The organism is Propionivibrio sp. (genome assembly GCF_016790145.1).
Classification (GTDB): Bacteria; Pseudomonadota; Gammaproteobacteria; order Burkholderiales; family Rhodocyclaceae; genus Propionivibrio.
Genome location: NZ_JAEUOI010000002.1, coordinates 19,041 through 43,033 on the forward strand (window position 1 = coordinate 19,041; position 23,993 = coordinate 43,033).

19 protein-coding genes are annotated in these 23,993 nt (G+C 59.5%); 11 read left to right on the forward strand and 8 right to left on the reverse strand.

Annotated features, from left to right (window positions below; translation table 11 throughout):
- Positions 1 to 8: 8 nt before the first annotated feature.
- The gene (locus JNM42_RS00120) at positions 9 to 776 is read right to left on the reverse strand and encodes a protein phosphatase 2C domain-containing protein (protein ID WP_294264291.1); all 768 of its coding nucleotides are present in this window, start codon (positions 774 to 776) and stop codon (positions 9 to 11) included.
- 301 nt (positions 777 to 1,077) lie between these two features.
- On the opposite strand from JNM42_RS00120, the gene JNM42_RS00125 reads away from it, so the two are divergent.
- Complete coding sequence (locus JNM42_RS00125) at positions 1,078 to 1,641, forward strand: cob(I)yrinic acid a,c-diamide adenosyltransferase (RefSeq protein WP_294264294.1); 564 nt, start codon at positions 1,078 to 1,080, stop codon at positions 1,639 to 1,641.
- 1,018 nt (positions 1,642 to 2,659) lie between these two features.
- Here the strand turns inward: JNM42_RS00125 and JNM42_RS00130 are convergent.
- Genes JNM42_RS00130 through JNM42_RS00150 form a run of 5 tightly spaced genes read right to left on the reverse strand, consistent with a single transcriptional unit; the run spans position 2,660 to position 11,196 of the window.
- The gene (locus tag JNM42_RS00130; protein ID WP_294264297.1) at positions 2,660 to 5,575 is read right to left on the reverse strand and encodes an NHLP bacteriocin export ABC transporter permease/ATPase subunit; all 2,916 of its coding nucleotides are present in this window, start codon (positions 5,573 to 5,575) and stop codon (positions 2,660 to 2,662) included.
- Entirely contained in the window at positions 5,572 to 7,761 is a 2,190-nt protein-coding gene (locus JNM42_RS00135) for an NHLP family bacteriocin export ABC transporter peptidase/permease/ATPase subunit (RefSeq protein WP_294264300.1), read from the reverse strand. The genes JNM42_RS00130 and JNM42_RS00135 overlap by 4 nt, the downstream gene beginning before the upstream one ends.
- Entirely contained in the window at positions 7,762 to 9,027 is a 1,266-nt protein-coding gene (locus JNM42_RS00140) for an NHLP bacteriocin system secretion protein (RefSeq protein ID WP_294264303.1), read from the reverse strand.
- A gap of 12 nt (positions 9,028 to 9,039) precedes the next feature.
- Positions 9,040 to 10,653: a TolC family protein gene (locus tag JNM42_RS00145; protein WP_294264305.1), complete on the reverse strand. Its 1,614-nt coding sequence runs from the start codon at positions 10,651 to 10,653 to the stop codon at positions 9,040 to 9,042.
- A 12-nt stretch (positions 10,654 to 10,665) separates the two neighbouring features.
- Positions 10,666 to 11,196, reverse strand: coding sequence for a cyclic nucleotide-binding domain-containing protein (locus JNM42_RS00150; RefSeq protein ID WP_294264309.1), 531 nt, complete (start codon positions 11,194 to 11,196; stop codon positions 10,666 to 10,668).
- 390 nt (positions 11,197 to 11,586) lie between these two features.
- Between JNM42_RS00150 and JNM42_RS00155 the strand changes: the two genes are divergently transcribed.
- From JNM42_RS00155 to JNM42_RS00200, 10 genes are all read left to right on the forward strand, one after another.
- Positions 11,587 to 12,228, forward strand: coding sequence for a Crp/Fnr family transcriptional regulator (locus tag JNM42_RS00155; protein ID WP_294264311.1), 642 nt, complete (start codon positions 11,587 to 11,589; stop codon positions 12,226 to 12,228).
- 364 nt (positions 12,229 to 12,592) lie between these two features.
- Complete coding sequence (locus tag JNM42_RS00160) at positions 12,593 to 12,790, forward strand: hypothetical protein (RefSeq protein ID WP_294264314.1); 198 nt, start codon at positions 12,593 to 12,595, stop codon at positions 12,788 to 12,790.
- 117 nt (positions 12,791 to 12,907) lie between these two features.
- A complete protein-coding gene (locus JNM42_RS00165) occupies positions 12,908 to 13,879 on the forward strand; it encodes a hypothetical protein (RefSeq protein ID WP_294264316.1) in 972 nt (323 codons plus the stop codon).
- Positions 13,880 to 13,933: 54 nt separating this feature from the next.
- Positions 13,934 to 14,989 (forward strand): hypothetical protein, encoded by a 1,056-nt coding sequence (locus tag JNM42_RS00170; RefSeq protein WP_294264318.1) that lies wholly within the window; start codon positions 13,934 to 13,936, stop codon positions 14,987 to 14,989.
- Positions 14,990 to 15,121: 132 nt separating this feature from the next.
- A complete protein-coding gene (locus JNM42_RS00175; RefSeq protein ID WP_294264322.1) occupies positions 15,122 to 15,295 on the forward strand; it encodes a helix-turn-helix domain-containing protein in 174 nt (57 codons plus the stop codon).
- Positions 15,296 to 15,513: 218 nt separating this feature from the next.
- Positions 15,514 to 15,687, forward strand: a complete 174-nt coding sequence (locus JNM42_RS00180; protein ID WP_294264325.1) for a hypothetical protein — start codon at positions 15,514 to 15,516, stop codon at positions 15,685 to 15,687.
- A gap of 166 nt (positions 15,688 to 15,853) precedes the next feature.
- Positions 15,854 to 16,192, forward strand: coding sequence for a Nif11-like leader peptide family RiPP precursor (locus JNM42_RS00185; RefSeq protein ID WP_294264327.1), 339 nt, complete (start codon positions 15,854 to 15,856; stop codon positions 16,190 to 16,192).
- Complete coding sequence (locus tag JNM42_RS00190; RefSeq protein ID WP_294264329.1) at positions 16,189 to 17,595, forward strand: methyltransferase; 1,407 nt, start codon at positions 16,189 to 16,191, stop codon at positions 17,593 to 17,595. Before JNM42_RS00185 ends, JNM42_RS00190 begins: the two co-directional genes overlap by 4 nt.
- Before the next feature lie 122 nt (positions 17,596 to 17,717).
- The gene (locus JNM42_RS00195; RefSeq protein WP_294264332.1) at positions 17,718 to 17,966 is read left to right on the forward strand and encodes an AbrB/MazE/SpoVT family DNA-binding domain-containing protein; all 249 of its coding nucleotides are present in this window, start codon (positions 17,718 to 17,720) and stop codon (positions 17,964 to 17,966) included.
- Positions 17,966 to 18,391: a type II toxin-antitoxin system VapC family toxin gene (locus JNM42_RS00200; protein WP_294264335.1), complete on the forward strand. Its 426-nt coding sequence runs from the start codon at positions 17,966 to 17,968 to the stop codon at positions 18,389 to 18,391. The genes JNM42_RS00195 and JNM42_RS00200 overlap by 1 nt, the downstream gene beginning before the upstream one ends.
- A 153-nt stretch (positions 18,392 to 18,544) precedes the next feature.
- Here the strand turns inward: JNM42_RS00200 and JNM42_RS00205 are convergent, their stop codons facing one another.
- Positions 18,545 to 22,777, reverse strand: coding sequence for a translocation/assembly module TamB domain-containing protein (locus JNM42_RS00205; protein WP_294264338.1), 4,233 nt, complete (start codon positions 22,775 to 22,777; stop codon positions 18,545 to 18,547).
- A gap of 10 nt (positions 22,778 to 22,787) precedes the next feature.
- The gene (locus tag JNM42_RS00210) at positions 22,788 to 23,897 is read right to left on the reverse strand and encodes a BamA/TamA family outer membrane protein (protein ID WP_294264341.1); all 1,110 of its coding nucleotides are present in this window, start codon (positions 23,895 to 23,897) and stop codon (positions 22,788 to 22,790) included.
- Between the last annotated feature and the right edge of the window lie 96 nt (positions 23,898 to 23,993).

Sequence of the window (23,993 nt, forward strand, 5' to 3'; positions counted from 1 at the left end):
ATCGGCGATTAGTTTGCCGGCTTTTTTGCCGGCGCATCGACGAGTTTCAGGATAGCCAGCGAAACATTGTCGCCCTCACCCTGAGCTCGCGTACGCGCCCGACTAATCAGCATTTCCGAGGCTTCACGTGCAGAATAGGCGGCGATCACGCCGGCCAGTTCGGCATCACTGAAGTATCCCCAGAGACCGTCAGAGCACAAAAGAAAAGAATCGCCGGCCTGCAGGTCTTCTGCTTCACCAAAATCGATTCGGGGTACTTCGTTGCCGCCGAGTGAAGTGATCAGGATGTTGCGATTGGGATGAACCAGCGCCTGTTCCGGCGTGATTTTTCCCTTGGCCACCAGTTGTTCAACGTAAGAATGGTCGGTCGTGCGAAAAAAAGGCTGGTCACCACGGAACTGGTAGAGACGGCTGTCACCGCAGTGTGCCCAGCTCACCTTGCCCGGCTGCAGGATCAGGATCACGGCCGTACTGTGCGGATCCTTCTCGTTGATGAAACGCGATGCCTTGATCAGCATGTGCGCCTCTTGGAGACTCGATTCCAGCATGATCTGTGGCGACTCGCTACGCGCCGAGAACTGCTCAAGATTGTTGCAGGCCGTGTGAATCACCTGCTGCGCCGCCAGCACCCCGCCGGTATGTCCGCCCATGCCATCGGCAACGACGGCGAGCGCAACCCCACCACCCCTGGGATGGGGAAAAAGGGCAACACGATCCTGCTGTTCCTTGCGGTCACCCTGATGCTGGGCAACGCAGGCATCAATGATTAAAGGCATTACACTGAATCTCCATGGAGAATCGAGAATATCACGTTTGGCCCTCGCCACTACACTGTGTGTGACGTTTGCATTTAACCGTGCAGGTTAAAATCTGTTTCACCTTCTTCCTGAACTGCGAACCTGCCGTGCAGACGCCGGGTGGTTTTGCATCCTGTATGTAGATCGCGCCTTGAAATTGATCACGGCTCACCATGCACTGGGTCCGCCAACACATACCGGCTTTACAGCAAAGCAAAGCTTGCAAAAGTCTTCAGATATAATCAAGCACTCACCTTCATTACTCAACAGGAAACCATTCATGGGCAACCGCCTCTCTAAAATCGTCACCCGCACCGGCGATGCCGGCACCACAGGCCTTGGCGATGGGTCAAGGGTCGCCAAGGACTGCTTGCGCATCGAGGCCATGGGTGATGTTGATGAACTCAACTCAAGCCTGGGCGTCCTGCTCACCGAACAAGTTCCGGAAGCCATCCGCGACGCTCTGCTCGGTGTCCAGCACGATCTGTTCGACCTCGGCGGCGAACTCTGCATACCCGACTCGAAAATCATCGGCGAGGCACACATCGTTCGCCTTGAAGAACTGGTCAAACAATTCAACAAAAATCTCAGCCCGCTCAAGGAGTTCATCCTGCCTGGCGGGACCCCCGCGGCGGCCCTAGCACACCTCTCACGCACGATCTGTCGCCGTGCCGAACGTCGCGTAGTACACCTCTCGAACCATGAAAACGTTTCCGACTTTGCCCGCAAATACCTCAATCGCCTGTCCGATCTGCTGTTCGTACTCGGCCGCGCCCTGAACAAGGCCGGTGCTCGTGGTGATGTCCTGTGGGTACATGGCAAGAATCTCGGCAAGACGTCATAGGCGGCGAAGAGAAAAGCCGTACTCCTGACCGTCTGAATTGGGATGCGAGGCCTTGGATTGGTGGCTTTCGCAGCCTCAAATAATGCTATCAGACGATCTGGAGCGCGTACTTCTTTGCAGACAAAGAGTGGCGTAGGATTAAATGGGCAATCAGAATCGGTGATTTATTTGCGCTTGTGCGATGCATAATGTTGCAGGGATACTCTATAAGCTGTTCCAGTTCGGCCAACTGCAGACATTCCGTCCAAAACTGAAACCTGCTGATGCGGGTTGCTCTCTGTATTTGTCAGGTTGATCCTACTTTGCTTTCCGTCTTGACCAGCTAGCCAGCATTCCCTTGCCAGCCAAAGTTGAAAGCGATCGCTTGAGCTTGTGGGTCCATCGCCACTGACATGGCGAAGAGAGCAGTGAATTTGGTGACGAGATTCTTCAAAATCTTCATAAGAAAGCCCCTTCTTCGATCTATTTACGATTATTCAGCAGGAGAAACATTCAGCTTCCGCAACAATCCCTTAATCCAGAAATGCTCGAACGACGCATGCTCAGCACGAAACATGCCTAAAAAGAAATTCTTAAACAAACAAACGGTTAGAGACGAGTGGTGACAAAGGAGAATCGAAGTGTAAAAAATATCGACAATGTTACTGCACGACAAGGCTACCCCGGATTCCGACAGCTTGGGGTCTGTAAATTCATTGTCGGGCGGTCTTGCCATGGCAGACCGTCTACAGACGAGTGGCTCCACAGGCTATCGTCATGGGATGATAGGCACGTTGATGGCATCAACGTCCATGCGATTGTCTGCACAATGCCGCCTCCTCCAAGGCGGTGGAGACGAACAGCTGACCTTCCCCTTTCGCGCGGAATGTGTGACTGCAATGGGCTCGAACTCAGACAATAAACAAACAAAAAGCTCGTCATGAATCGCCGCTAAATGCGGCAATGCGAAATGACCTCTGCATATAAAATACGGAATACGGCTCTCCGTTACTTACTCAACCCGATTCCCGCCCGGTCATCATGCCAATTGCCGTTCCGCCAGTTCGCGGAAAAGCCCGGGCTGTTCCATTAGTTCGCTGTAGGTACCGGACTGAACAATCCGGCCACGGTCCATCACGAGTATTCGATCGGCATTGATGATCGTACTCAAACGGTGGGCGATAACGATGCGGGTCGCCTTCAAACGTTCCACCGAATGACTCACCAGGGCCTGGGTACGGTTGTCCAGCGCGCTGGTGGCTTCATCGAACAGCAACACGCGGGGGTGTCTGACAATGGCGCGGGCGATCATGATGCGCTGCTTCTGGCCGCCGGAGAAGGTTGAAGCGCCCTCGGCCAGCATGGTGTGCATGCCCATCGGCATGGCTTCAATATCGGCATCCAGCCCACACAGGCGCGCAGCCACCCAGGCGTCATCGACAGTCAGGTTGAGGGCTCCGACAATGTTGGTGTAGATGTCGCCAGGCATCAGTTGCCCGGATTGAAGCACTACCCCCATGTGCTTCCTTAACGATTGCAAATCCAGGTCTTCCAGATCCTTGCCATCGAAGTAGATCGAGCCGGACTCGGCGCGCTCAAAGCCCAGCAACAGGCGCATCAGCGTCGACTTCCCGGAACCCGAAGGTCCGACTACGGCCAGGAACTCGCCTTCCCTGGCGGAAAACGAGACGCCGTCGAGAATGGGTGGGCCGTCCTGCCGGTAGCGAAAGACCAGATTGGATGCTGAAATGTTTCCTCTCAGTTCATGCACCCGCGTTCTGACCGGATCGGCTTCCGGCTGGGCTTCCAGGATAGGCCGGGCGCGTTCCAGTTGGGGCAGGAGGTGCAGAAGCGAAAGCAATGTGTTGCTGAAGCCGATGAATTGCAGAAAGAAATTGGCAAACGTTCCCGTGAAGGCAACAAAGGTACCGGTACTGAGCAGGTTGCCGGCGCCGGCTGAATTTCCTCCCGCGAGCGGTTGCGCTACCAGGTAAAAAATTACGGCACTGGCGATGACCGAAAATGTCGAGACGAAAACGTCTGCGGCATTGCGCAAAATCTGGGCGTCGATGTGCAAGGATTTTTCTTGGGCAAAGGTCTCCGCCCAGCGGGCGAATGCCCGTCCTTCAGCCGCAGCGACGCGCAGCTTGGCGATGCCATTGAGATAGTCGAGTACGCGGCTGCTGAGTTTGCCCTGCAGTGCGACGTTCTGACGCTCCTTGCGCAGAATGAGGTAAGCCAGAATTCCATTGCCGGCGATCGCGACGACCACCAGGCCAAGCGCGACTAGCGCGAGCATTGGCGAGAGATAGAAGAGCAGGGCGAGATTCAGGAATGAGAACAGGCCACCGAGAAGACCACTGATCGTTGTTCCCGAGAGGTGCTGGTAGATGAGGTTAACGGCGTTGATGCGCTGCTCGAGATCGCCTGCGGAGTAATTCCGGAAAAAGCGGACTGGAAGTTTCAATACCCGGTCCCAGATCGCTGCCTGGAGCGCCGACTCGGTACTGGTTTCCAGGCGCAGCAGGACTTCGGAGCGAAACAATGAGAAGAGCAAAGCGGCAAACGCCGCTCCAAGGAGGGCAATCACCATTTGCAGGAGCTGGTTCCGGTTCGCCTCCGGTATCACATGGTCGAACAGATAGCCCATGGCCAGCGGGGCCAGGGTGCCGAGGATGCCCAGAAGCATGGCCATGGACAGGACCATTCCCGCTTCCCGGCGGCGACCGCTGAGGCCAAGGCGAACCAGGTCAATAATGGCGATGGGCCTGGCCGGCAGACTGCGGAAGAAACCGTAGGCAAAATGGGCAAGCGTTGCGGCCAGCACCGAATCCACTTTCTGCTGCTCCCCGGTGTGCGGGGAGACCGCGCTATAGCCGCCTGCCCGGTCCGGCAACAGGGCGACGGGTTCTCCGCTTTCCATGGTAAAGCCGACCATCGGGCCGGCATCCTCCGCCCACCAGCACCCACGCAAGGCCACCCGGCGTTTCTGCACGCGCGCCATATCCGCGAGGACCGCCAGGCGCTCGTCAGCGGGCAGGTGCAAGGCGTTCGACGGCAGGTCAGGGAAGCTGATGTCCAGTGCGGCGCCGACGATCCGGCAGGCGGACAGCACGGGATCAATGCCACCCTGCCAGGTGGCTTCGGGCAATCCGGGATCGAGGAGGCCAGCAAGCCGACGCAACCCGCCCTCCATCTGCCGTCCCATCTCTTCGCGCCTGGCTTGCAGGCGTTGTGCATCGGCCACGTCGTCGGCGCCGAGTTTCACGATAAACGCCTGCATCAATACCGTCTGCATATTTACCAGCGACGACAGCAGGCGCCGGTCGATGATGATCTGTCTGAAATCGAGCACCTGCAGCCGCGCTTCACCGCAGCCGGCAATCCAGGCGTCGGCATGCAGGCAAACCACCGATCCTGCCTGGAAAAGCAGCTCCTCGTTGCCCATCAGGGTGACTTGGCCTTCAATGATTTCCACCCAGCGCATTGCGGACGCTACCGCGCACACCTCGGCATTGCCGAACGGGAAGGGCTCTGTCGGCTCGGGTTCCCTGTACTGCGAAGGCACCAGACCGGATCGTCCGGCGCGCACCAAGCCACCGATCCATTCGGCGACACTCACTTCCAGTTCATCTCCAGGTGGCAGCGGGGCACCGGACATCAGCGAGTCAAGCGGCAGCAAGCGGGTTCCCGGCAGCGCTACAAAGCGCACCTGGTAAGCCGCAAGTTGTTCCGGCAGTTCGCTCCAGACCAGGAAGTTGCCCGCAGTAATCCGGTATACCGCCCGCAAAGCCTGGGCGGTTTCCGTCTGCTTGATCTCGGTCAGGAACAGATCAACCGCCCCCTCGATAACCAGGGCGGCACGAGGCGAGCCTTCACGAAAAAAATCCACTGCCGGCACGGCGATCGATTCCTGTGCCGCCAGCCACGATGTCCAGTTGCTGTCCCGAGTCATTCGGCCACCGCCAGACGCCGGTAATTACCCTCCGGTATGGCGAGCAGTTCGTCATGCGTTCCGGCCTCGACGATCCTACCTTCCTGCAGAACGTAGATTCGGTCGCAGTCGCGTACGGTACTCAGACGGTGGGCGACAATAACACAGGTGCATCCGCGTCGCCGCAGATTCAGATCGATCTCCATCTCGACCACGGGGTCGAGCGCGCTGGTCGCCTCGTCAAGCACCAGCATGCGCGGGTCATTGACCAGCGCGCGTGCAAGTTCGAGTCGTTGGCACTGTCCACCACTGAAATTTCGCCCCCCCTGGTCGACCTGCCCATCGTAACCTCCGGGCCGGTTCACTATGGCTTCATGCATGCAGGCGTCGGTAGCCGCCCGTACCAAGGCCGAATCGGAGACCGTTCCATCCCAGAGGGTGAGATTGTCGCGAATGCTCCCCTCGAACAACACGATCTCCTGGTCAACAACCGCCAGGGACAGAGCCAGCAGATCGCGGTCCCAGGACTGCCGGGGCTTACCATCGAGCAGCACCTCGCCGGACCAGGGTTGATAAATGCCCATCAACAGTCGCGATACGGTCGACTTCCCGCACCCCGAGGGGCCGACCAGGGCAATGCGTTGTCCCGGCTCTACGGTGAGGGAAAAGCTGCTGATCAGCGGTGCTGCGGCCCGGTTGTAACCGAAGGTCACGCCGCGCAGCTCGATGCGGCCCTGGAGCCTGGCGTTGCCTTGTGGCAGAGCCGAGGGCGCTGACAAGCCGCTAGCGGTTTCCGGGGTGACGCGCTGGACATCGTCAAGGCGGTCCATGTCGCCCTGAAGCTGCTGGATCTGTGCGCCCAGGTTGACCAGCGACTGTACCGGTCCGGAAAAACTCTGGGCCAGGCTCTGAAAGGCCACCAGCATGCCAACGCTCATCGCCCCGTCCATCACCCGCAAGCCACCGAGACCGACGATCAGCGAAGCCTCGACTGCCGCCAGGGTCATCGGCAGCGTATTCAGCAGCAAGGATGAGCGTGCCTGTTCCTGGGTCGACATCAGCCAGCGTGCCTGGTAACCCGCCCACTTCTCGAAAAAATCGGATTCCGCACCGGAGGCCTTGATGGTTTCCATCAACATCAGGCCGTTCATCGAGGTCCCGACAACCTTCCCGCCATCGATCGCCAGCCGTTGATTCGCGGCCTTGCGCCGACCGGCCACCGATTGCAGCAGCCCGATATTGGCCACGGCAAAGAATAAACTGACCAGCGACAGCACGATGTCATAGCTGAACATGACCGCCAGAAAGAACAGGGCAGTGAACAGATTGAGGCCAGCGGCCGGAAGCCCGCTTGAGACCATCTGGGCGACGCGATCGCTGATGGTCAGGCGCGATCCGATCTCACCGGCATAGCGCTGGGTATAAAACTCGATGGGCAGGTGCAACATATGCCAGAACAGCTTGCTCGCGGTCGCTACGGCGATTGATGACTCCATGCGCAGCAGAAAATGCTTCTCGATGGCCAGCAGTCCGCCGCGCAGCAGGGCAGTGACAAGCATGCCCACAACGACAGGCAACAGCCACGAGTGCTGTCCGCCGATCATGAAATCATCAACGAAGATTCTGGAGAAGGCCGGGATGGCCAGTCCGGGAATGACCAGGGTCAGGCCGACCAGGGAGACGAAAGAAAATGCCGACTTGTAGCCGGAGACCCTGGCCAGCAAGGCCTTGACGACACTGGGCGGTTCGCCCTGTGGACGGAACTCCGGGGTCGTCTCGAAGGTCAGGGCAACGCCGGTGAACGACTGGTCGAACTCCTCCCAGGAGGCAATCCGGCATCCGCCGGCAGGGTCATTGAGAGACACCCCCTCAGCAGAGAACCCCTCGACGACCAGGAAGTGATTGAAGTTCCAGAATACGATCATCGGCAAGGGCAAATCCGACAGAGCGGCCAGCTCCTTGCGGAAGCCGCGGGCGTTCAAGCCGTAGGCCCTGGCCGCCTTGATGATGTTGCTGGCCTTGCTGCCATCGCGCGAAACACCGCACTCGAGACGCAGCTCATTGAGGGGTACCCAGCACCCGTAATAGGCCAGAATGCTGGCCAGAGCCGCCGCGCCGCATTCCACGGCCTCCATTTGCAGTATAACCGGCGTCTTGACCTGACGCAGACGAAAACCCTCCGGTGCCGAGGTGACGGCCTGATCCATCTACAGCCCCCCCAGGGCATTGCGCAACGCCGGAATGAGCAAGGAAATAGGTGGTTGCCGTCGGACAACGATCTCGGCCTGCGCTGGAGTACCGGCAGAAATCTTCACCGGGGGCCCCTGTTGCGAAGACCACTGGTAGCCGCTGAGGGTAGCGGCGCGAATCAGTTTCGCGCGAAGTTCGATGGGCGACAAACTGCCTGAAAGTTCACGGACCAGTTCTTCGTTCTGCAATGTACTGCGCATGCTTTGCTGCGTGGCTGGATAGTCTGAGACATAAATCACCTCGCCGATCAGATAACCGTATTCCTCACGTCGCACATTGGCCGGCACTACATGCACCGCCATTCCCTTGCTGACCTTCTTGCCATCGCTGGCGGCAAGATAGATCGCCACCTCCAGCCCGTCGGCGACTTCGCCCTCCGGCTCGACCGTTACCAGGGGCGTGCCAGGTGAAACCAGCGCGCCTGGCGCCACGCGTACCTCGACAACCCGCCCGGCATACGGGCTTTCGACGAGGGTCGTCAGGCGTTCGGTCTGCGCCAGACCTTCGACCGCACGTTGCGCCTCGGCGACCTGCGACTTGATCTGGCTTAATTCGGCCTCGGCCTGTTTTCTAGTATCCAGTTGCTTGAGCGCCAGTTGCCTTGTCTGAACGCGAATGTTCTCGGACTCAAGTCGGGCGCTGGTAAGCTCCATCTGGGTGGCGAGCAATGTCTGGCGCGTAATCAGTCCCTGTTCGAGCAGGATGGTCTGCGCGGCGACTCGTTCGCCCAGAAGGCGGCTACGCTCCTCGGCGGCTTTTTGCTGCTGGTTAAACATCGTCTGCTGTTGCTTGATCGATGCCTCGCTGATGTTTTCGCCTTGCTCGAGCAGCGCGTTGATCCGCGCTTCTTGGCGCCGTAGTTCGGCCAGTCGATCTGCCGCCTGGCGTTGCCTTTCAGTCAGCTCCGGCTGGGATATGCGCGCGATGGTCTGGCCGCGATTCACATGGCCGCCGATGCTGACCAGCAGATCCATGACTCGCCCCTGGGCCGCCGAACTGACCTCGGCCAGGCCGCCCCGCTGAAGCAGAATGGCGCGGCCCGAGACCACCGTCGGCACCGAGCCGAGGAAGCCCCACACCAGGGCACCGAATACGAGTCCGGCGAGCGGTGCCCACAGCAACCATCCGCGCGGAGTGATGACATGCACCAGTCGATCCAGTTGTTCCGGCGAGGACAGCCGATCAAGCGAAACCTGACGGAAGATGTTTTTTCGTTCTGACATGAGTATCCGTCCTCAGGGCAAGGCAAAGCGCATGAAGCTGGCGAGATTGACTTCGAACTGATCGCCCGCGGTTCCCACCAGGGCATCGACTTCATGCCCGAGCCTGACCACGCTGATGGCATAAGTGCTACGGCGTTGCACTTCGTCGAGCAGGGCACGGAAATAGCGATCTTCAACGTTGATGACGTCGATCAGCGTGGCCACGCCAAGACGGCGCCTGGTGCGTTCATGCTCAAGCGTTTTGGCATAGCGCTCGACGATCTGCGCGGAACCGCGCAAAGCATCGGCCGAGCGGCGGACCAGCGCCGACGAGGCTTCCACGGCCGCACCGATGTCGGCGCGCAGAGGCTCACGACGAATCTCGGCTTCGCTGAGCAGGGCGGAGGCCTGCCGCATCTGTCCGGTGGCGGTATTGTTGCCGACCGGAAGCTGAAAATTGAGAATGGCCGCGACCGATGGCCCTGCAGCATTGCCGCCTACGGGGTTCACCACACCGGAGATGCCGGCGCCTTCCTGCAGGCTGTTGGAACTGACGAGCAGGGTCAAATCAATCTGCGGCCGGGTCAGATCCCTGCTGCCGGCCAGACGTTCGCCCAGCGCCAGGACGCGTCGCTCGATCGCCTGCCAGTCACCGCGCCGGAGCAGCGCCCGCTCCAGCAAAAGGTTCACTGCGGGCAGGTTGGTGACTGCCTCAGGCGCCGGTGGCGGGGTAAGCGGCTGGCCGATTTCCCTTTGCAGTTGCGAGGTCAGCCCCATCCTTCTGCCAAGTGCTTGCTGGGCTTCCAGCAAGGCTTGCTCGGCAATGATGCGGCTATTGATCCGTTCGAAGTGGTTGGCCTGGGCCAGGTCGATGTCGGCCGCCGGAACCTCATCCGCAGCGACCAGTTTGCGCAGTTCCTGGAGCAGACCCAGCGTCCGCTCTTCACCGCTGCGCGTGATTTCCAGTTGTCGCCATCGGCTGCTGTATTCCCAATAGGCAATCGCCGCATCGCGCAGGGCCAGAGAGACGGCATAGCGCCTTTCTGCGCTCGCCGCCGCCAAATCCTGCTCGCCGGCCTTCAGCGTCGAGTTTGCCGAATTGCCTTCGCCGGCACCCCTGGCCAAGGGAACACGCAGTCCGAAAGCAATCGACCGGGTGGTCTGGGAGGGAAGCCCCAAAACCCTCGATGTGCTGTTCTGCAGGTAGGTGGACGCAGCGCTACCGAGGAGCGTCGGCCCCGAGCGCAGGCGCTTCTCCACGCTCGCATCAAGACCGGATCCACTGCCGCTCAGGTCGGTAAGAACCGGCGTGACAAATTGCTCTGCCTGGGTCAGGGGGCGCCGGTCCTCATTCCGACGAGCTTCGACTGTCAGCAAGGGATCGAAGGTCCCCAGTGCCTGCTGCACAAGAGCATCTGCAATCTGCACCTGGGCTTCGCTGATCTGCACGTCGCGATTGCCATGCAGGGTCACAAGAATGGCATCGTTAAGCGACAGGCCGCTGACCGTCTGGGCAAGCGCCGGAGTCGTGCAGCCAATCCACATTACCGCCGCCAATGCAGCAAGCACGCTGTGCGGATGACGTCGGCAGTTGCCGATGGACGTTGCGTAGTCAATCATGCCAGGGGTCACGCGCTTCAGGCTCAATCCTGTTCCAGGTTAACCGATGAGCTTCTTGAGCATGCGATCGAATCGACTTCCTGCCAGATGCAAGGTATCCAGCACGTGACCGTCAAGTTCGCCAAGCTGCATCTCATCGACGTCGCCTGCTGACTCGCCATAACCGAAACGGGCGAGAACATTGCGCATGCGATCGGCCAGAAAGATCGCAATCGACTTGTAGAAGCGGGCCGCAAAAGCGGCATCGGCGGCCATTCTCTGGCTGATCAGACGATGTTCTACCGCAAGTACCAGTACCTCGCTGATGGTCTGCACGGAAGCCGACGTGGGACTGTCGTCAACGAAGGACATTTCTCCCAGGATATCGCCCACCCCCACTCTGGCAATTTCCTGGCCTTGAGCGGCAAGGACCTTGAGCTCGCCATCGAGAACAATGAATAACTGTTCAAGGTGTTCGCCCTGCCGAACCAGCAGTTCGCCGGATTTGACATGCAGCCGTTTGCCGACTACCGCCAGCCAGTCAGTATCCTGGTCTGTCAGTTGCCCGAGAATGTACAAGACCTTGCGCATATACCCCTCCCGATGACGCTTCCGGTGGTTATCGAGTGACTGCGCAAATGCGCGAACTCTTATGTCTCGTGTGAAGCGAACATGTCACTGTAAATAATAACAGCAAGCAGATTCTCTCCGCCAGATTAGTTGGTCAGGGAACAGCAACCGATCCGAACCGGTGCGCCAGAAAAATGTGAAATGCATTCAGCGGTTCTCCGAAGCAGCTTTTCGGGCGGTGCAAGCTCAACTCCCCATTGCTCGTGAAGAATTGTCTGGTGGCCAGTGATCGCAGAACTCTCTTGATGATCGTTGGCAAACCTGGGGAGAACCATTTCGCCATCCTCTGTAATCTGCTTTTCTCTTTGGTCAAGGTGCTGTAAGGTATCAAGAGTCTGTTTCTCCAGGCCCATGATGGATACACTTCCGGAATTCCCTGATCTCACCGCCTCCGAGCTTGCTGCCCTTCTGGAGCGAGCCGTGCTGCGCTCGTATCCGAAAAATTCAGTCATCATCAACGAGGGAGACCAAGGCGACAGTGTTTATTTCGTCATCCAGGGCAAGGTCAAGGTCTTCCTATCGAACGACCAGGGGCGCGAGGTTGTCATCGGTCAGCTCGGGCCGGGTGACTATTTCGGAGAAATGCTGCTCGAACCCGGCTCACGTTCCGCGTCGGTGATGACGCTAGAGGCCTCGCGCTTTGCCCTCGTGCGGATCGAAGAGTTTCGCGAGTTCCTGAAAAGTCACCCGGATTTCGTCCTCGCCCTGATGGGAAAACTGATACGTCGAAGCCGCACCCTGGCGCGCAATGTCAAGAGTCTGGCCCTGCTCGACGTCTATGGACGCCTGGCCCAGCTTCTGCACGAACTGGCTCGTCAGCAGGGAGAGACCTGGTTGATCGACGAACCCCTGACACAGCAGGAAATGGCCAGCCGCATCGGTTCGTCGCGGGAAATGATCAGCCGTATCTTCAAGGACCTGGTGGCCGGCGGTTACCTGACCGTGTCGCGCCAGCGCATCGAGATCAGGCGTCGCTTGCCAACTGCATGGTGAGCGCGCCAGCAGCAAAATTGATGAGGAATTGCTGATTGGGAATTGTTAAAGACTGGCGACAATTCCTGTTTGTACTTGTGAATATGTCACACTGTTCGTTGTTAATTAGGTCGCTTTACCGACTTATCGGGTCGGGTTATTCTTTGATACAAGAAGTCATAACGAGTGTTGGTCTGACAATGCGTATACAAATAAACAATTTATTGCGATTCTAAGCCTCGGGCTTTGGATTTCGGATTTTCAGAGAATGTAATTGTCATTTTTACACGCAGCCATAAATAGTAGCTTAAATGGATGCCCAACCTTAAGCCCAGGGGCGTCCTGCATGTTTCGGGCTTTGTTGTCTAATTTGGAGGTAGTGATCATGTCAGATGCTTACAAGAAGCCAGAGGGCGATAACGTTGTTGTCGTTACGAACACCGATATGGAATTGAACGAAGAGGATCTCGCCAAGGTCGCCGGGGGAATGATGATGTCGGGCGGCGGCACCAGCGCAAAATCCAAGACCATTAATGGACTGGATACGACCAGGCCTACCTATGACACGGATGTAGGGTTCTGAATCAAGCAGGTCAATCCTGCTTAAATTGAACACAGTGCGAAACAAGTACTGTATGTTTTTGAGGGCGGGCGGAGCATAATCCTTTTCCCGCCCTCTTATTTAGGGTGCTGCTGCGAAATGATTCTGATCATAGCCAAGCATAATGAACCCACTGCGATTTTGATTAACGAATTGCTTCAGCAGCAGAAACAAAATTCGGTACTTGTTGATCTTGAATGTTTCCCCGCTCACGATACGCTTGCATTTCGCCATTCTGCCAAGCATGGCTCAAGTGTTGTTTATAACCAGGCGAAAGGCTGTGCAATTCCTCTGGAAAAAATCAGTTCCATTTTCTGGTGGAGGCCAGAGTTACCAAAAGCCAGCCCGGATCTGACGGATGTTGCACTGGTAACGCATATCGAGGAAGCATCGGCGGAAGTCGTCTACGGTATTTTTGATGATCTCGACTGTCTGCATTTCCCATGTTCGCGTCATACGATGCGGCGTGCGAAGTTGAAACTACCCCAATTGACGCTGGCAGCCAAACTGGGATTTCATATCCCTGAAACGTTGGTTACGAACGACCCTGAAGCATTTCTGGATTTTTTCAACGCCGCACAAACCCGCGTCATTACCAAACCTGCCGTCGCACTACCCAATCCGATTTTTCGTGAGGTTGTATTTGGTTATGCGAATCTGGTACAGCCTCGAGATCTATTGTATTTTCAGGATGTCCGCTTGTGCCCTTTCATCGCACAACACTACGTTGAGAAGAAAGTTGAGATCAGGGTAACTGTAGTCGGGCCAGATGTTTTTGCAGCAGAGATTCATTCACAGTCAACCAACAGAACGAAAACTGACTGGCGACATTACGACGACGGCAATACGCCACACTTCGTTCACCAATTACCTGAAGAGATTGAACAGTTGTGCAGGAAGCTTGTCGTTGCGATGGGACTGCTTTATGGGGCTATCGACCTCATATTGACTCCCGCTGGAGATTATTTTTTCCTTGAGATCAATCCTGCGGGCCAGTTTGGCTGGATTGAAGGCATGACCGGCTTACCGATCAGCCAGCGGATCGTTAGAATGCTCGTCGATCATGTGTAGGCGCTATTATGGAGTAGAACCAAACGCATCAGAAAATCAGGCAAAGGATTGTCGATGAATGCATTAACTGATCAATCACAAATCCTCTTGTCTTTCATTGCGGACCTCAGCCGCCAGAACCTACTTCCTGAAGAGGCGCTAAACAACTTGAAGCACTTAAAGGGCGATTTCCCGGACTGTGCTTTGGATCTGGTGTGGGAACTCGATGATGCATCAGGCCTGTATTGCTACTGCCTGTTGGTTACCAGCGATAGTGGGACGCTGTCTCTTAGTGCCACGCAAAACGGCGTTCTGCCATGGTCATTAAGGGGCGGGGTTCGGCTTGACTCCAATATCCTTGTTAAGGTGAATGGAAATCCACTAACCGTTGTGCAAGCAATTACCTATGTGGATCTTGTCCTGAGTAAGGGTAATCTGTTCACGGACTTGGTCGATTACGGCTTGTTGGCAGCGCAGGCAAAGCATTTCGATGTGCCCGTTTCCAAGGAGCAATTGGACACCGCGACAAGCAACTATTTTGCATCAAGAGGTATTACAGGCGGGGTTGAGATCGCTGCTTGGTTAGGTCAAAGAGGTCTGACTATTGAGCGCTTCCGGACTTTCATCGAAGATGGCATGCGAAGCCGTGCTGTAGAACGTCATCTCGCTTCATCCATTGAGGTGGCGAGCATTGATTTCTCCCCGAATGCACTCGGATCCATCCCGGTTTCACGAATCAGCCTGCCAGCCCAGTTGACCGAGCTTGCCACGGAAATTTTGCGGAAGCACCCTGGAGATGACTTGCCTGCCCTTACTCGAAAAATTGCAGAGGCTTGCGATTTCAAAGCAATGCTCAAAATTGAGTTTGTGCGATTGTTTAACTTCGAGTTGGTCAGCCTTTTCCCCGATAGATCAGATTTTCCAGTAGGGAAAGTACTGGTCAGTGCTGACAATGGCACGGGTATCGAAATCATGCAGGTGCTAGGGTCCGCCGATATCCCTTCATCATCACAGAGGGAAATCAGGCGGGTGCAGAAAGCTGTGCAGGCGTGGTATGAAAATGAAAGAGCTAAAGCGAAAGTTGAATGGAATTGGGGAAAAGCGAATTTTGGGATGATTTCGCTGAAATAGTTGTTTATTATTGCCGGGATCGGGCTCGCGTTCCGTGTCGGTGATGACGCTGATGCCTCGCACTTTACCGACGTGCGGATCGAATAGTTTCACGAGTTCCTGAAAGGTCGCCCGAATTTCGTACTCCCCCTCATGGGCAAACCTATACGTCGAAGCCGCACACTTACACAGCAGGAAATGGCCTGCCGCATCGGTTCGTCGCGGGAAATGATCAGCCGCATCTTCAAGGACCTGGTGGCCGGCGGTTATCTGACCGTGACACGCCAGCGCATCGAGATCAGACGTCGTCTGCCGACCGCCTGGTGAATTGAACCAGCGTGTCATCTATTGAGACTGGTGCTCAGCGTATTCTCGCGGCCAATGCTGAAGACCAATCTGTGAGCGGACATGAATCCTGTCAACCGGGGTGAATAAGTCACATCCCGGCTGTGCCGCAGGTCAATGGCTACGCTCTGAATAATCATCTATAGTCTGTTCAAGCGTTGCGATTCCGTAGCGCGATGCCGCACACCAAGGAGATCATCATGACGAATACCAGCAAGCCATCGGCACAGGAAACGCCTGAAAAAACCCAGGAAATCGAGACAACGCCGGAGAGCGAACTTTCCGATGACGCGCTTGACCAGGTGTCTGGCGGACTTAAGCGATTGGCGAGGGGTCCGGGAACGCAGACAGAGGACGATGTTTACGTCGGCTGATGCCCATCTGCAAGCGCAGCCTGACAATCAAAGAGAGCTTCGCAATGAACTCGAAGCAGCCCATTGACCCGCACCAACAACAGCCGCAATATCTTGTTAGCACCCTTGAATTTTCTATCCATGGCTGGCGTGGGGTGCCCCAGCCCAACCCTAGAGGAGTCCAATCATGAGCCTGGAATCATTCAATGCCTTCATGGCTAAAATCAATGCCGATGAAATGCTGCGCAACGAACTGAAGCAAGCCAATCCTGACGGAATGACGATCGAAGCGCTAGCCGACGTAGCCGCCCAGCATGGCTTCAGCTTTGCCGCGCAGGACGTTAGCAACGAGTTGTCCGAAAAGGATCTGGACGTGGTCGCTGGTGGTTATTCCTTTGATCCCGGTTCCACCAGGCTTGGCACACAGAAACTGGGCGCAGCCGGCGGTTCAGCGTTTACCATTAAAGGCGATTTCCAAAATATGTCGTTTCAACCGGGAGGTGTACTGATATTCAAGCCCCAGTGACCGCTGAGGGCAGCGCACTGCCCAAGAAGCACTCGCTCCCGGCTCCCAGCTTTCCGGACCGCTCGACTCGCGACAGGGTCTTTGCAGCGCTTGAGGCTGCACGGCAGTGTGGACGAAGCTCGACCCTGGGCATACTCTTCACGGACGGCTACGCGCTGTCGACCGTAACGGTGAGCGAAGCTATCGGTGATGCACTGAACGCATTGATCGCCGCCAACATGGTCGCGGTCGATGGCCAACAGGTTTCGGCGACGGTCCGACTGCAATACTACGCTGGCTGTTACTTCACCAGCGATCGCCCCGAGTTGCATCGGGACCGCTTTGCCGACTTCGTTCTCGGAGTGGGGTTTGCCACTCGGAACTTCGCCGAAATGATGCCGCTACGACCGGGTAGTTCGGTACTCGACCTTGGCTGCGGCTGTGGCGTACTCGCGGTGCTCAGTGCGCCGCTGGCGTCTGCGGTGATGGCCGTCGACATCAATCCGCGCGCGCTCGCTTTCACCCGCTTCAACGCCGAGCTGAACGGCTTCCCGCATATCGAAACGGCCCTTGGTGATCTGTTCGCTCCCGTGCACGCTCGGCGCTTCGATGTCATTGTCTCCAATGCTCCGTATGTCATCTCGCCGGCGTCGACCTACCGCTATCGGGACGGTGGCGCCGGCATCTGCGAGCGTATTGCCCGCCAGGCACCCGCACTGCTCACTGCCGGCGGCTGCCTGATGCTCGCCGCAAGCTGGCCCGAGCATCGTGGACGATCCTGGCAGGGCGAACTCGCGCATTGGTTCGAGTCATCGGGTTGCGATGTATGGGTGCTGGCCACCGATCACCTGCTCCCCGATGACTACGCCCGCGTGTGGCTGGCGCAGGAATATGGCGACATCGTTCCGACCGAGGCGATCAATAGCTGGCTTGCCGCATATAACGCCGCCGACATCACCATGCTGCACTGCGGCTTCGTGCTGCTCAGCCACGCGCCAGGCCGCGAGCCGTGGATCGAGATACGCGAGTTGCCGCCCGGCGGCGGACGGCGCGGCGAGTCGCTTGATCGCATTCTCGCCGCACGCGACCTGGCTGCACGCAGCGACGACGCAGCGCTGATCGAACTGAGACTGGCCCCGCTTGCCGGGCTTGAAGCGATCGAACGCCGTCGCCCCGGAGCGAGCGGCTGGTGCGTCGAGCGTGTCGATCTGCGAGCGGCCGACGGCCTGCGGATCGCCATGCGGGTCGATCCGCTCGCCGCCGACTTGCTCGGCTGGATGGACGGGTCGCGCAGCGCAGCCGAAGCCGCTACGGCGTTCGCGCAGGCGCGTGGGCTTGCAGCCGAGACGATCATTGGTGCGCTGCCTGCTTTGCTGCGCAAACTGCTCGAAGCTGGGCTGATCGTTCCAGCTACAGATTCCTGATGACGAAGAGATAGCTGGCGCAGCCGCAGAGATTCACTTTCACAGCCCCTGAGAAATGCCACTTGGTCTACGGCTGCCATCGTGCTAGCATGTATCTACACGTATCGACAGGCGAGGTGGTCATGAAGCTGCAATTGGCAAAATGGGGCAACAGTCTGGCAGTTCGTCTGCCGGTGGAATGCACGCGCGCTGCCGGGTTGCGCGAGGGCGATACCGTCGAGGCGGAAGTGACGCCGCTCGGCGAGATCAAGTTGACACCGGCGCAGCCGTTCGACAAATCGGCGTTCATCAAGCATCTGCGCAAGCTGCGGGCAAGCATGCCGATGACGACGACGAGTGTTCAGATGATGCGTCAGGAGGATCGCTATTGATGATCTATCTGGACACCAGCGCAGCGGTTCCGATGTTTGTCCCCGAACCGGCGAGCCCGGCAATCGAAGCCTGGTTTGAGTCCTGCGCCGAACCCCTGGTATCGTCAGACTGGATGGTGACGGAATTTTCGAGCGCCTTGTCGATCAAGGTTCGGAAAGGCGAGATCAGTGCCAGGCAGGCACAGGCGGCATGGAAGGACTTCGACGCGTTCTGCAAGTCTGGATTGCGCTTGTTGCCGGTGAGTCGAAAAGCCTTTGCAGAGGCTGCCGGGATGGCGCGGAATGCGGCAAGCGGCTTGCGCTCCGGTGATGCCTTGCACCTGGCGATGGCGCTTGAAGCAGGCGCCAGCGGGATGGCGACGGTAGACGAAACGCTGGCGAAGAACGCGAAAGCGAAGGGGTTGGCGCTAAGCCGGATCGCTTGACTGTCTCTCGGTTCACGACCCGATCCGTTCTCATTTACCGCTTGCATTCACCCGTTCAACCCTTGCACAGGACGATGCGAGATCAGCGCTCGGACTGTTCTTGATGCCATTACCAGCAGTCTGGTGGACGACTTGGCCAAGTCCGACAGGCGGCTAGCGCCCAAAGCTGTAGTTCCAGAATATATCGAGCGCATTATCCGAACCGGCACGGCCGACGAGCGATACATGGCGGCTCAGGTTATGCGTCAGCTTGACGATGCTCTCCATAGTGTCCAGCGACTGCTCGTAACTGAGCAGGGTGTTTGCCGAGAGGCGCTTGCCGACGCTGACGATCTGCCCGTTTACCGTTTGGCTGTTGCCAAAACCCGAGGAGCCGGCGACGCGGCTGGTTGGCAGACGATCAACGCCGCCCAACTGGCCGCTGCTCACGCCGAACTCGTCGATCCCCAGTCCCCGCTGCAGCTGGCGCAAAGCACCGCCGTCCTGCCCGCCAAGGATGGTCTGCGCTGCCGCGAGCAGCAAGGCGCTGTCCCTGCCGCCCTGCTGATCGGGCGAGCGACCGAGGACCAGCCAGGACAGTTTTTCGCTATCCGGCACATTGGGCGTCGACACCAGGCGGACCAGTGGCCGCTGCGCCGTGCCGCTGACCTCGACACCGGCTTCGACCGCCAGGTTTCTGCGTACGGCAAGAATATTGAGCCCGGGGTTATCGATTGCTCCCTGGAAGTTGATGATGCCGCGTTCGATGTCGAGTTTCTGCCCGTAGGCGTCAAAACGCCCATCCACCGTGCTGATGCTGCCGCTCGCCCGCGGCAGGCCGGCATCGTTGGAGCGGATGCGTACTTGTCCGTCCAGGCGGCTCTCGACGCCGGCGCCGCGGAAGTGGAAACAGCGCCCGAGATCGGCCTCGAGGTCGAGGTGCAGAATCCGGCGAACACGGCTTCGGTTACCCTCCGACTGCGCCTGCAGAATCACCACATCATCGGACAGTCGCGGACGGCCGGCATCGGTCAGCGACCAGAAACCGGCATCGACACGCAGTTTGCCCATGACATCGAGCACGCGTTCGCCGACGCGCAACTCGCCCTCGCCGGAGACGGCGACCCACTGATCCGGACGCTGCAGGACACCGACCCGATCCAGGCGCAGTTTCAGCCGCGCCGCGCTCCCCGGCGTCACGCCGGTCAGCGGCAGTTCGCCGCTCGCCTCGAAACTTCCGGGGGCTCCGGTCAGCCGCGCGGCGTCGATGTTCGGCTCGAGTTTCAACGCGCGCGGCAAGGGCTGAAAATCACTCTCGAAACTCAGCCGATGCAGGATCAGGCGCTCCGGGGTGATTTCGAGCAGAGCCTGTCCGCGCTCCAGCCGCATGCCCCGATCCAGCGTGCGCAGTGCCAGCTCTGCACCGCGCCACTCGCCGCTCAATTGGGGTCGTGCGGCGCTTCCCGCCAGACGCAGTTCGCCATCCACCTGGCCGGCCAACTTCCAGCCTTCGCCGAGCAGCGGGCCAAACCACGACAGATCGGGCAACCGCGCCTGCAGGCGACCCTGCCACGGCGCCTGCCGATCGATCAGGGACTGCATGGCGCCGCCCGCCCCGAGTGCGCTCTGTGCATTCCACTCCGCGCTGATGTCGCCCAGCCGGCTGCCGTGCACCTGTCCTTTCACCGCCAGGCGCCCTGCGTCCAGGCTCGCCTGCAGACGGGCCTCGCCAAGGCCGAGCGGCAGCTTGCCGAGTACCAGATCGCCGCCCTCGCGCCACAGCGCGGCGCGACCGGCAGGTCGCGCGGCGCTGATCAGCGCAAAATCCCACTCACCGCCGAGCACCAGCGCTTGCGGATTGGCCCGGTCAAAGGCATCAAGCTGCGCCTCTATCGTGGGGAACTCGGCCAGCACGTCCTGCGGGCGGAAATTCTGCCAGCGCCCGGCGCTCTGCCAGCGGCCCTGCTCATGGCCCAGTCGCTCGATGCGCAAGTTACCGATCAGCCCGTCGATCAAGGCCGGACCGAAAGCAAGTGCCGTACGGCTCACGCGCAGCGGCGCCGGTGCCGTGAGCCGGAGCAGGGGCGCCGCATTGGCCGCGTCGATCCTGGCTGCGTCGGCCCTGGCCTTTTCCAAGGTTTCCACGGGCCGTGTTCCCACCCGCAACTCGCTCAGCATACCGCCCCAGAACAGCATCGGCGAACTGCCGACAGAGGAGGTTGCCGCGCCTGACCGGCGGGCAGCCTCCTCGTGCAAGCCGCCGTCGAGAGCCACGCGTATTTCGCGTTTGTCCGGCATGCCGGCACGCAGCTCCAGACGATGCCGCTGGCGCAGCCCCTCGGCTCTTGCCTCCAGCGCCAGTGCCGGAATGCCGTAGGTCGGCAGCGCGCAGGCGGTGCAGCGCAGCAGGCCGCCCAGCACGCCTTGGGTACCGGCGCCGAGTTGCCCATTGAAGGACAGCCCCTGCACATCAAGTTGCCTGGCCAGACGCAGCCGTGTCGCCTGTAATTCCCCGGAAAACACCGGGCTGGTCAGACTGCCGCCGAGCACAAAATCAGCACGGGCATCGCCGGCAAGGTCAGGCCAGCCAAGCGCCTCAAGTCTCGGTGCCTGCACCGTCAGCCGTAGCGTATCGCCGGCCTTGCCGAAGGCCCCGAGGGCGCTCAGCCGATTTCCGGCGGCGTCGAGATTGATATCGACCTTGCGCAGACGGCTGCCGAGCAAATCGACATCGCCTTTCCCGGCCAGTAGTTGCGTGCCGATGCGGCTGTTGCGCAGCTCGAAGTGCAGGCCGAGTTCGAGCGCCGGACGCAACGCCCCTCTGGCTTCGAAGCCGGCGTTGAGCATGCTGCGGACGGCCGCATCGCGGTGCAGGAAGCGCGCCGGATCAAAATTCTGCACGCTGCCCTGCGCCGTGAATCGCCCCTCGCCGCTCAGCGCCAACAGTCCCTGCGCGGTTAGGCGGGCCTCGCCGCTGGCCACTTGCAGGCGGCTCACTTCGAGCACCTCCGGAGTCAGGCTGGCGCGTGCGTTCAAGGCGAATTGTGAATCATGTAAATCGAGATCGAGGTTCTGGCTGTCGCCGCCGAAACGGGCGCGCACGGGCCCGGCCAGCCGCGTCGGCAGCAGACGGTCATGCAGCGCGTGCGCGTCGACGTTCCGGGCGAGCAGATCAAGCTCGAGTCGTCCACCGGCAAAATGGCCCTGTCCCTTGAGGCGGCCACCGCCGCTCAGCTCCAGGTTGAGATCGTCGAAGGCCAGGCGATCGCCCTGCCACTTGATTTGCGCGTTCAGCGAGGCCAGCGGCAATAGATTGCGATCGAGCGCTCCGCTGCTGCGATTGAAAATACTCAGGTGACCGCTGGCAAGCACTTCGCCCTGCGCGCTCGTTTGCGATTCGATCCGGGCATCAACGTCAAGCCGCGCCTGCGGTGCGCCAGCGGAGAAAAGGGAGGGGTCGAGCTCGCTCATCCGAAGACGCAGGGAAGCCAGTGAATGCGCGGCAAAAGGGGTCAACAGCGCATGCAGTTCACCGGTCGCCAGAGCAGGGGTTGCCGAGTCTGCGGCTGCCTTGCCTGCTTGCGCTGGCTGCGCCAGCGTGGGTTCCATCGGGATGGTGTCGGCTGCTCCGCTGGCGAGCTGGCCATCGATCTGCACGTGCTCAAGCGAGCCGCTGCCAAGCAGGTTCAGCAGCACCGGCTGGCCGAGTGCCGCGCCGCTCAGCACGGCCTGCGCCGTCAGCGCAAACGGCGGCTCGCCAGCGAGCCTGGCGCTGGCGGTCAGCGCAAGTTTCCCAAGCTGCGCCTGCACGCGTTCAAGGCGATGCGTTCGCCCGTCGCTGGCGAACCCGGCGTCGATTCCTTCAGCCAGCAGCAACGGAATATTGCCGTATTGGGTGCGTTCGCCAAACGTTGCGCGGCCGAGCAGCACGTGCCCGATCCGCAGGGCCAGCGGCAATTGCAGGCTGAGCGGACGCGGCGTCGGCCCGGCGCTCGCGGTATGGAAAAAGTTCAGGCTGGCGGCTTCGATGCGTTCAAAAACCAATTGGCCACGCAGCAGTTCGCGCGGCGTCCAGCTCAATGTCAGTTGTTGTACCTCCACCTCCTGTGTGGCGTCGAGCCAGAGCACCGAGTCCGCGTGCCAGTCGCCGAGCAGACGCCCGCCCGGGGCTTCGATCTGCAGGCGACCGGCGCTGAACTGCACCAATTGTGCACACAGGAAACGCAGCCCGCCTTCGCTGCCTCCCAGCCAGCCGAGCACGGCCAGCAACACGCCGCCGACAGCCAGCAGCCAGCTCAGAGTGAGCCGAAACCTGGGAGATACGCTGGGCGTTGCGGCGGGCGCTGCAATGGGTTCTGGTCCAGGCTGCGCTGCGCTCTTGTGAGTCGTCATGGCGTCGTCTTGCATGTCCGGTTTTTCAGAAAGGCACAGCCAACGAGAAGCTCATGCGAAATGTATGGTCGAGCTGGCCCCACGCCACATCGATGGCCAGCGGGCCGACCGGGCTCTTGTAGCGCGCGCCGACACCGTAGCCTGGAGCCAGCTTGAAAACGTCCCGAGTGTCGGCGGCCTGGCCGGCATCGGCAAAGAGGGCCATTCCCCACCGGGCGTCGAACCAGTGCGTGTATTCGGCGCTCACGGTAATCAGATACTGGGCGCCCAGCGTTGCCGAACCCTCCTGAATGCCGAGGCTCTGGTAGGCATAGCCGCGCACCGAATTTGTTCCGCCGGCGCGGAACAGATAGTCCTGCGGGATGCCCTGCGAAGACTTCGCTGCGGTGGCGCCGAGTTCGCCGCGCAGCAGCAGGGCGTCCGACTTGCCGAGGGGGATCCCCTGGCTGTAGCGGAAATAGGTGCGGACAAAATTCTGGTCGGAGAGTAACGCTTTCGTCGCGCCAGCCAATTGTAAATGGGCGACGATACCCTCGCTGGCATCGAGCAGGTCGTCGGCGTGACGCCAGGTCCAGCCCACCGTCGCCGTCAGTGCCTGGTTCGTGCTTGTTGGCTGACCATTCGGTGTCTGTCGCTCATACTGCCAGTTGATCCCCAGGCGCTGCTCGATGCTGCCGCGTAACTGTACGCGTGAAGCGGCCAGGGCAACCCGCTGAATCTCCAGCCCCTGAATGTCCGAATGCTGAGCAACGGCGCCGACACTGTCGCGGTGGCGCTGGCCATCCGGCGGGAAAAAGATGTCGGCATAGACGCTCTGGCGCAACTGCTCGATGCGTGCGCCGGTATCGAGCTCCCACGCCCGGCCGAGGAAATCGGCATTGCGAAAATTGCCCTCGACACGCGCACCGGTATTGGAGCTGTAGCCGGCACCGAGCGCGATGTTGTAAGGCGCGCGCTCGTGCAAGCGGATGATCACCGGCACCTGTAGTGCTTCTTCCTGTGTTTTTTCGAGCACCCCCTCCGCCTCCAGCACCACCATCTCCTCTTCAACCCCCTGATTTTCTGTCGCTGCGCTGCGCTCCAGTTCGACGCCGGCCGATGAAAAGAAGGGGGTATTCTGCAGCGCCGCCTGCACGGCCAGCAGATCCTCGTGGCGGTAGGGCTTGCCTGGGCGAATGTGTTCGTTGAATCGTTCGACGAGCGTTGCCGGATAGGGTTGCTGGCCTATATT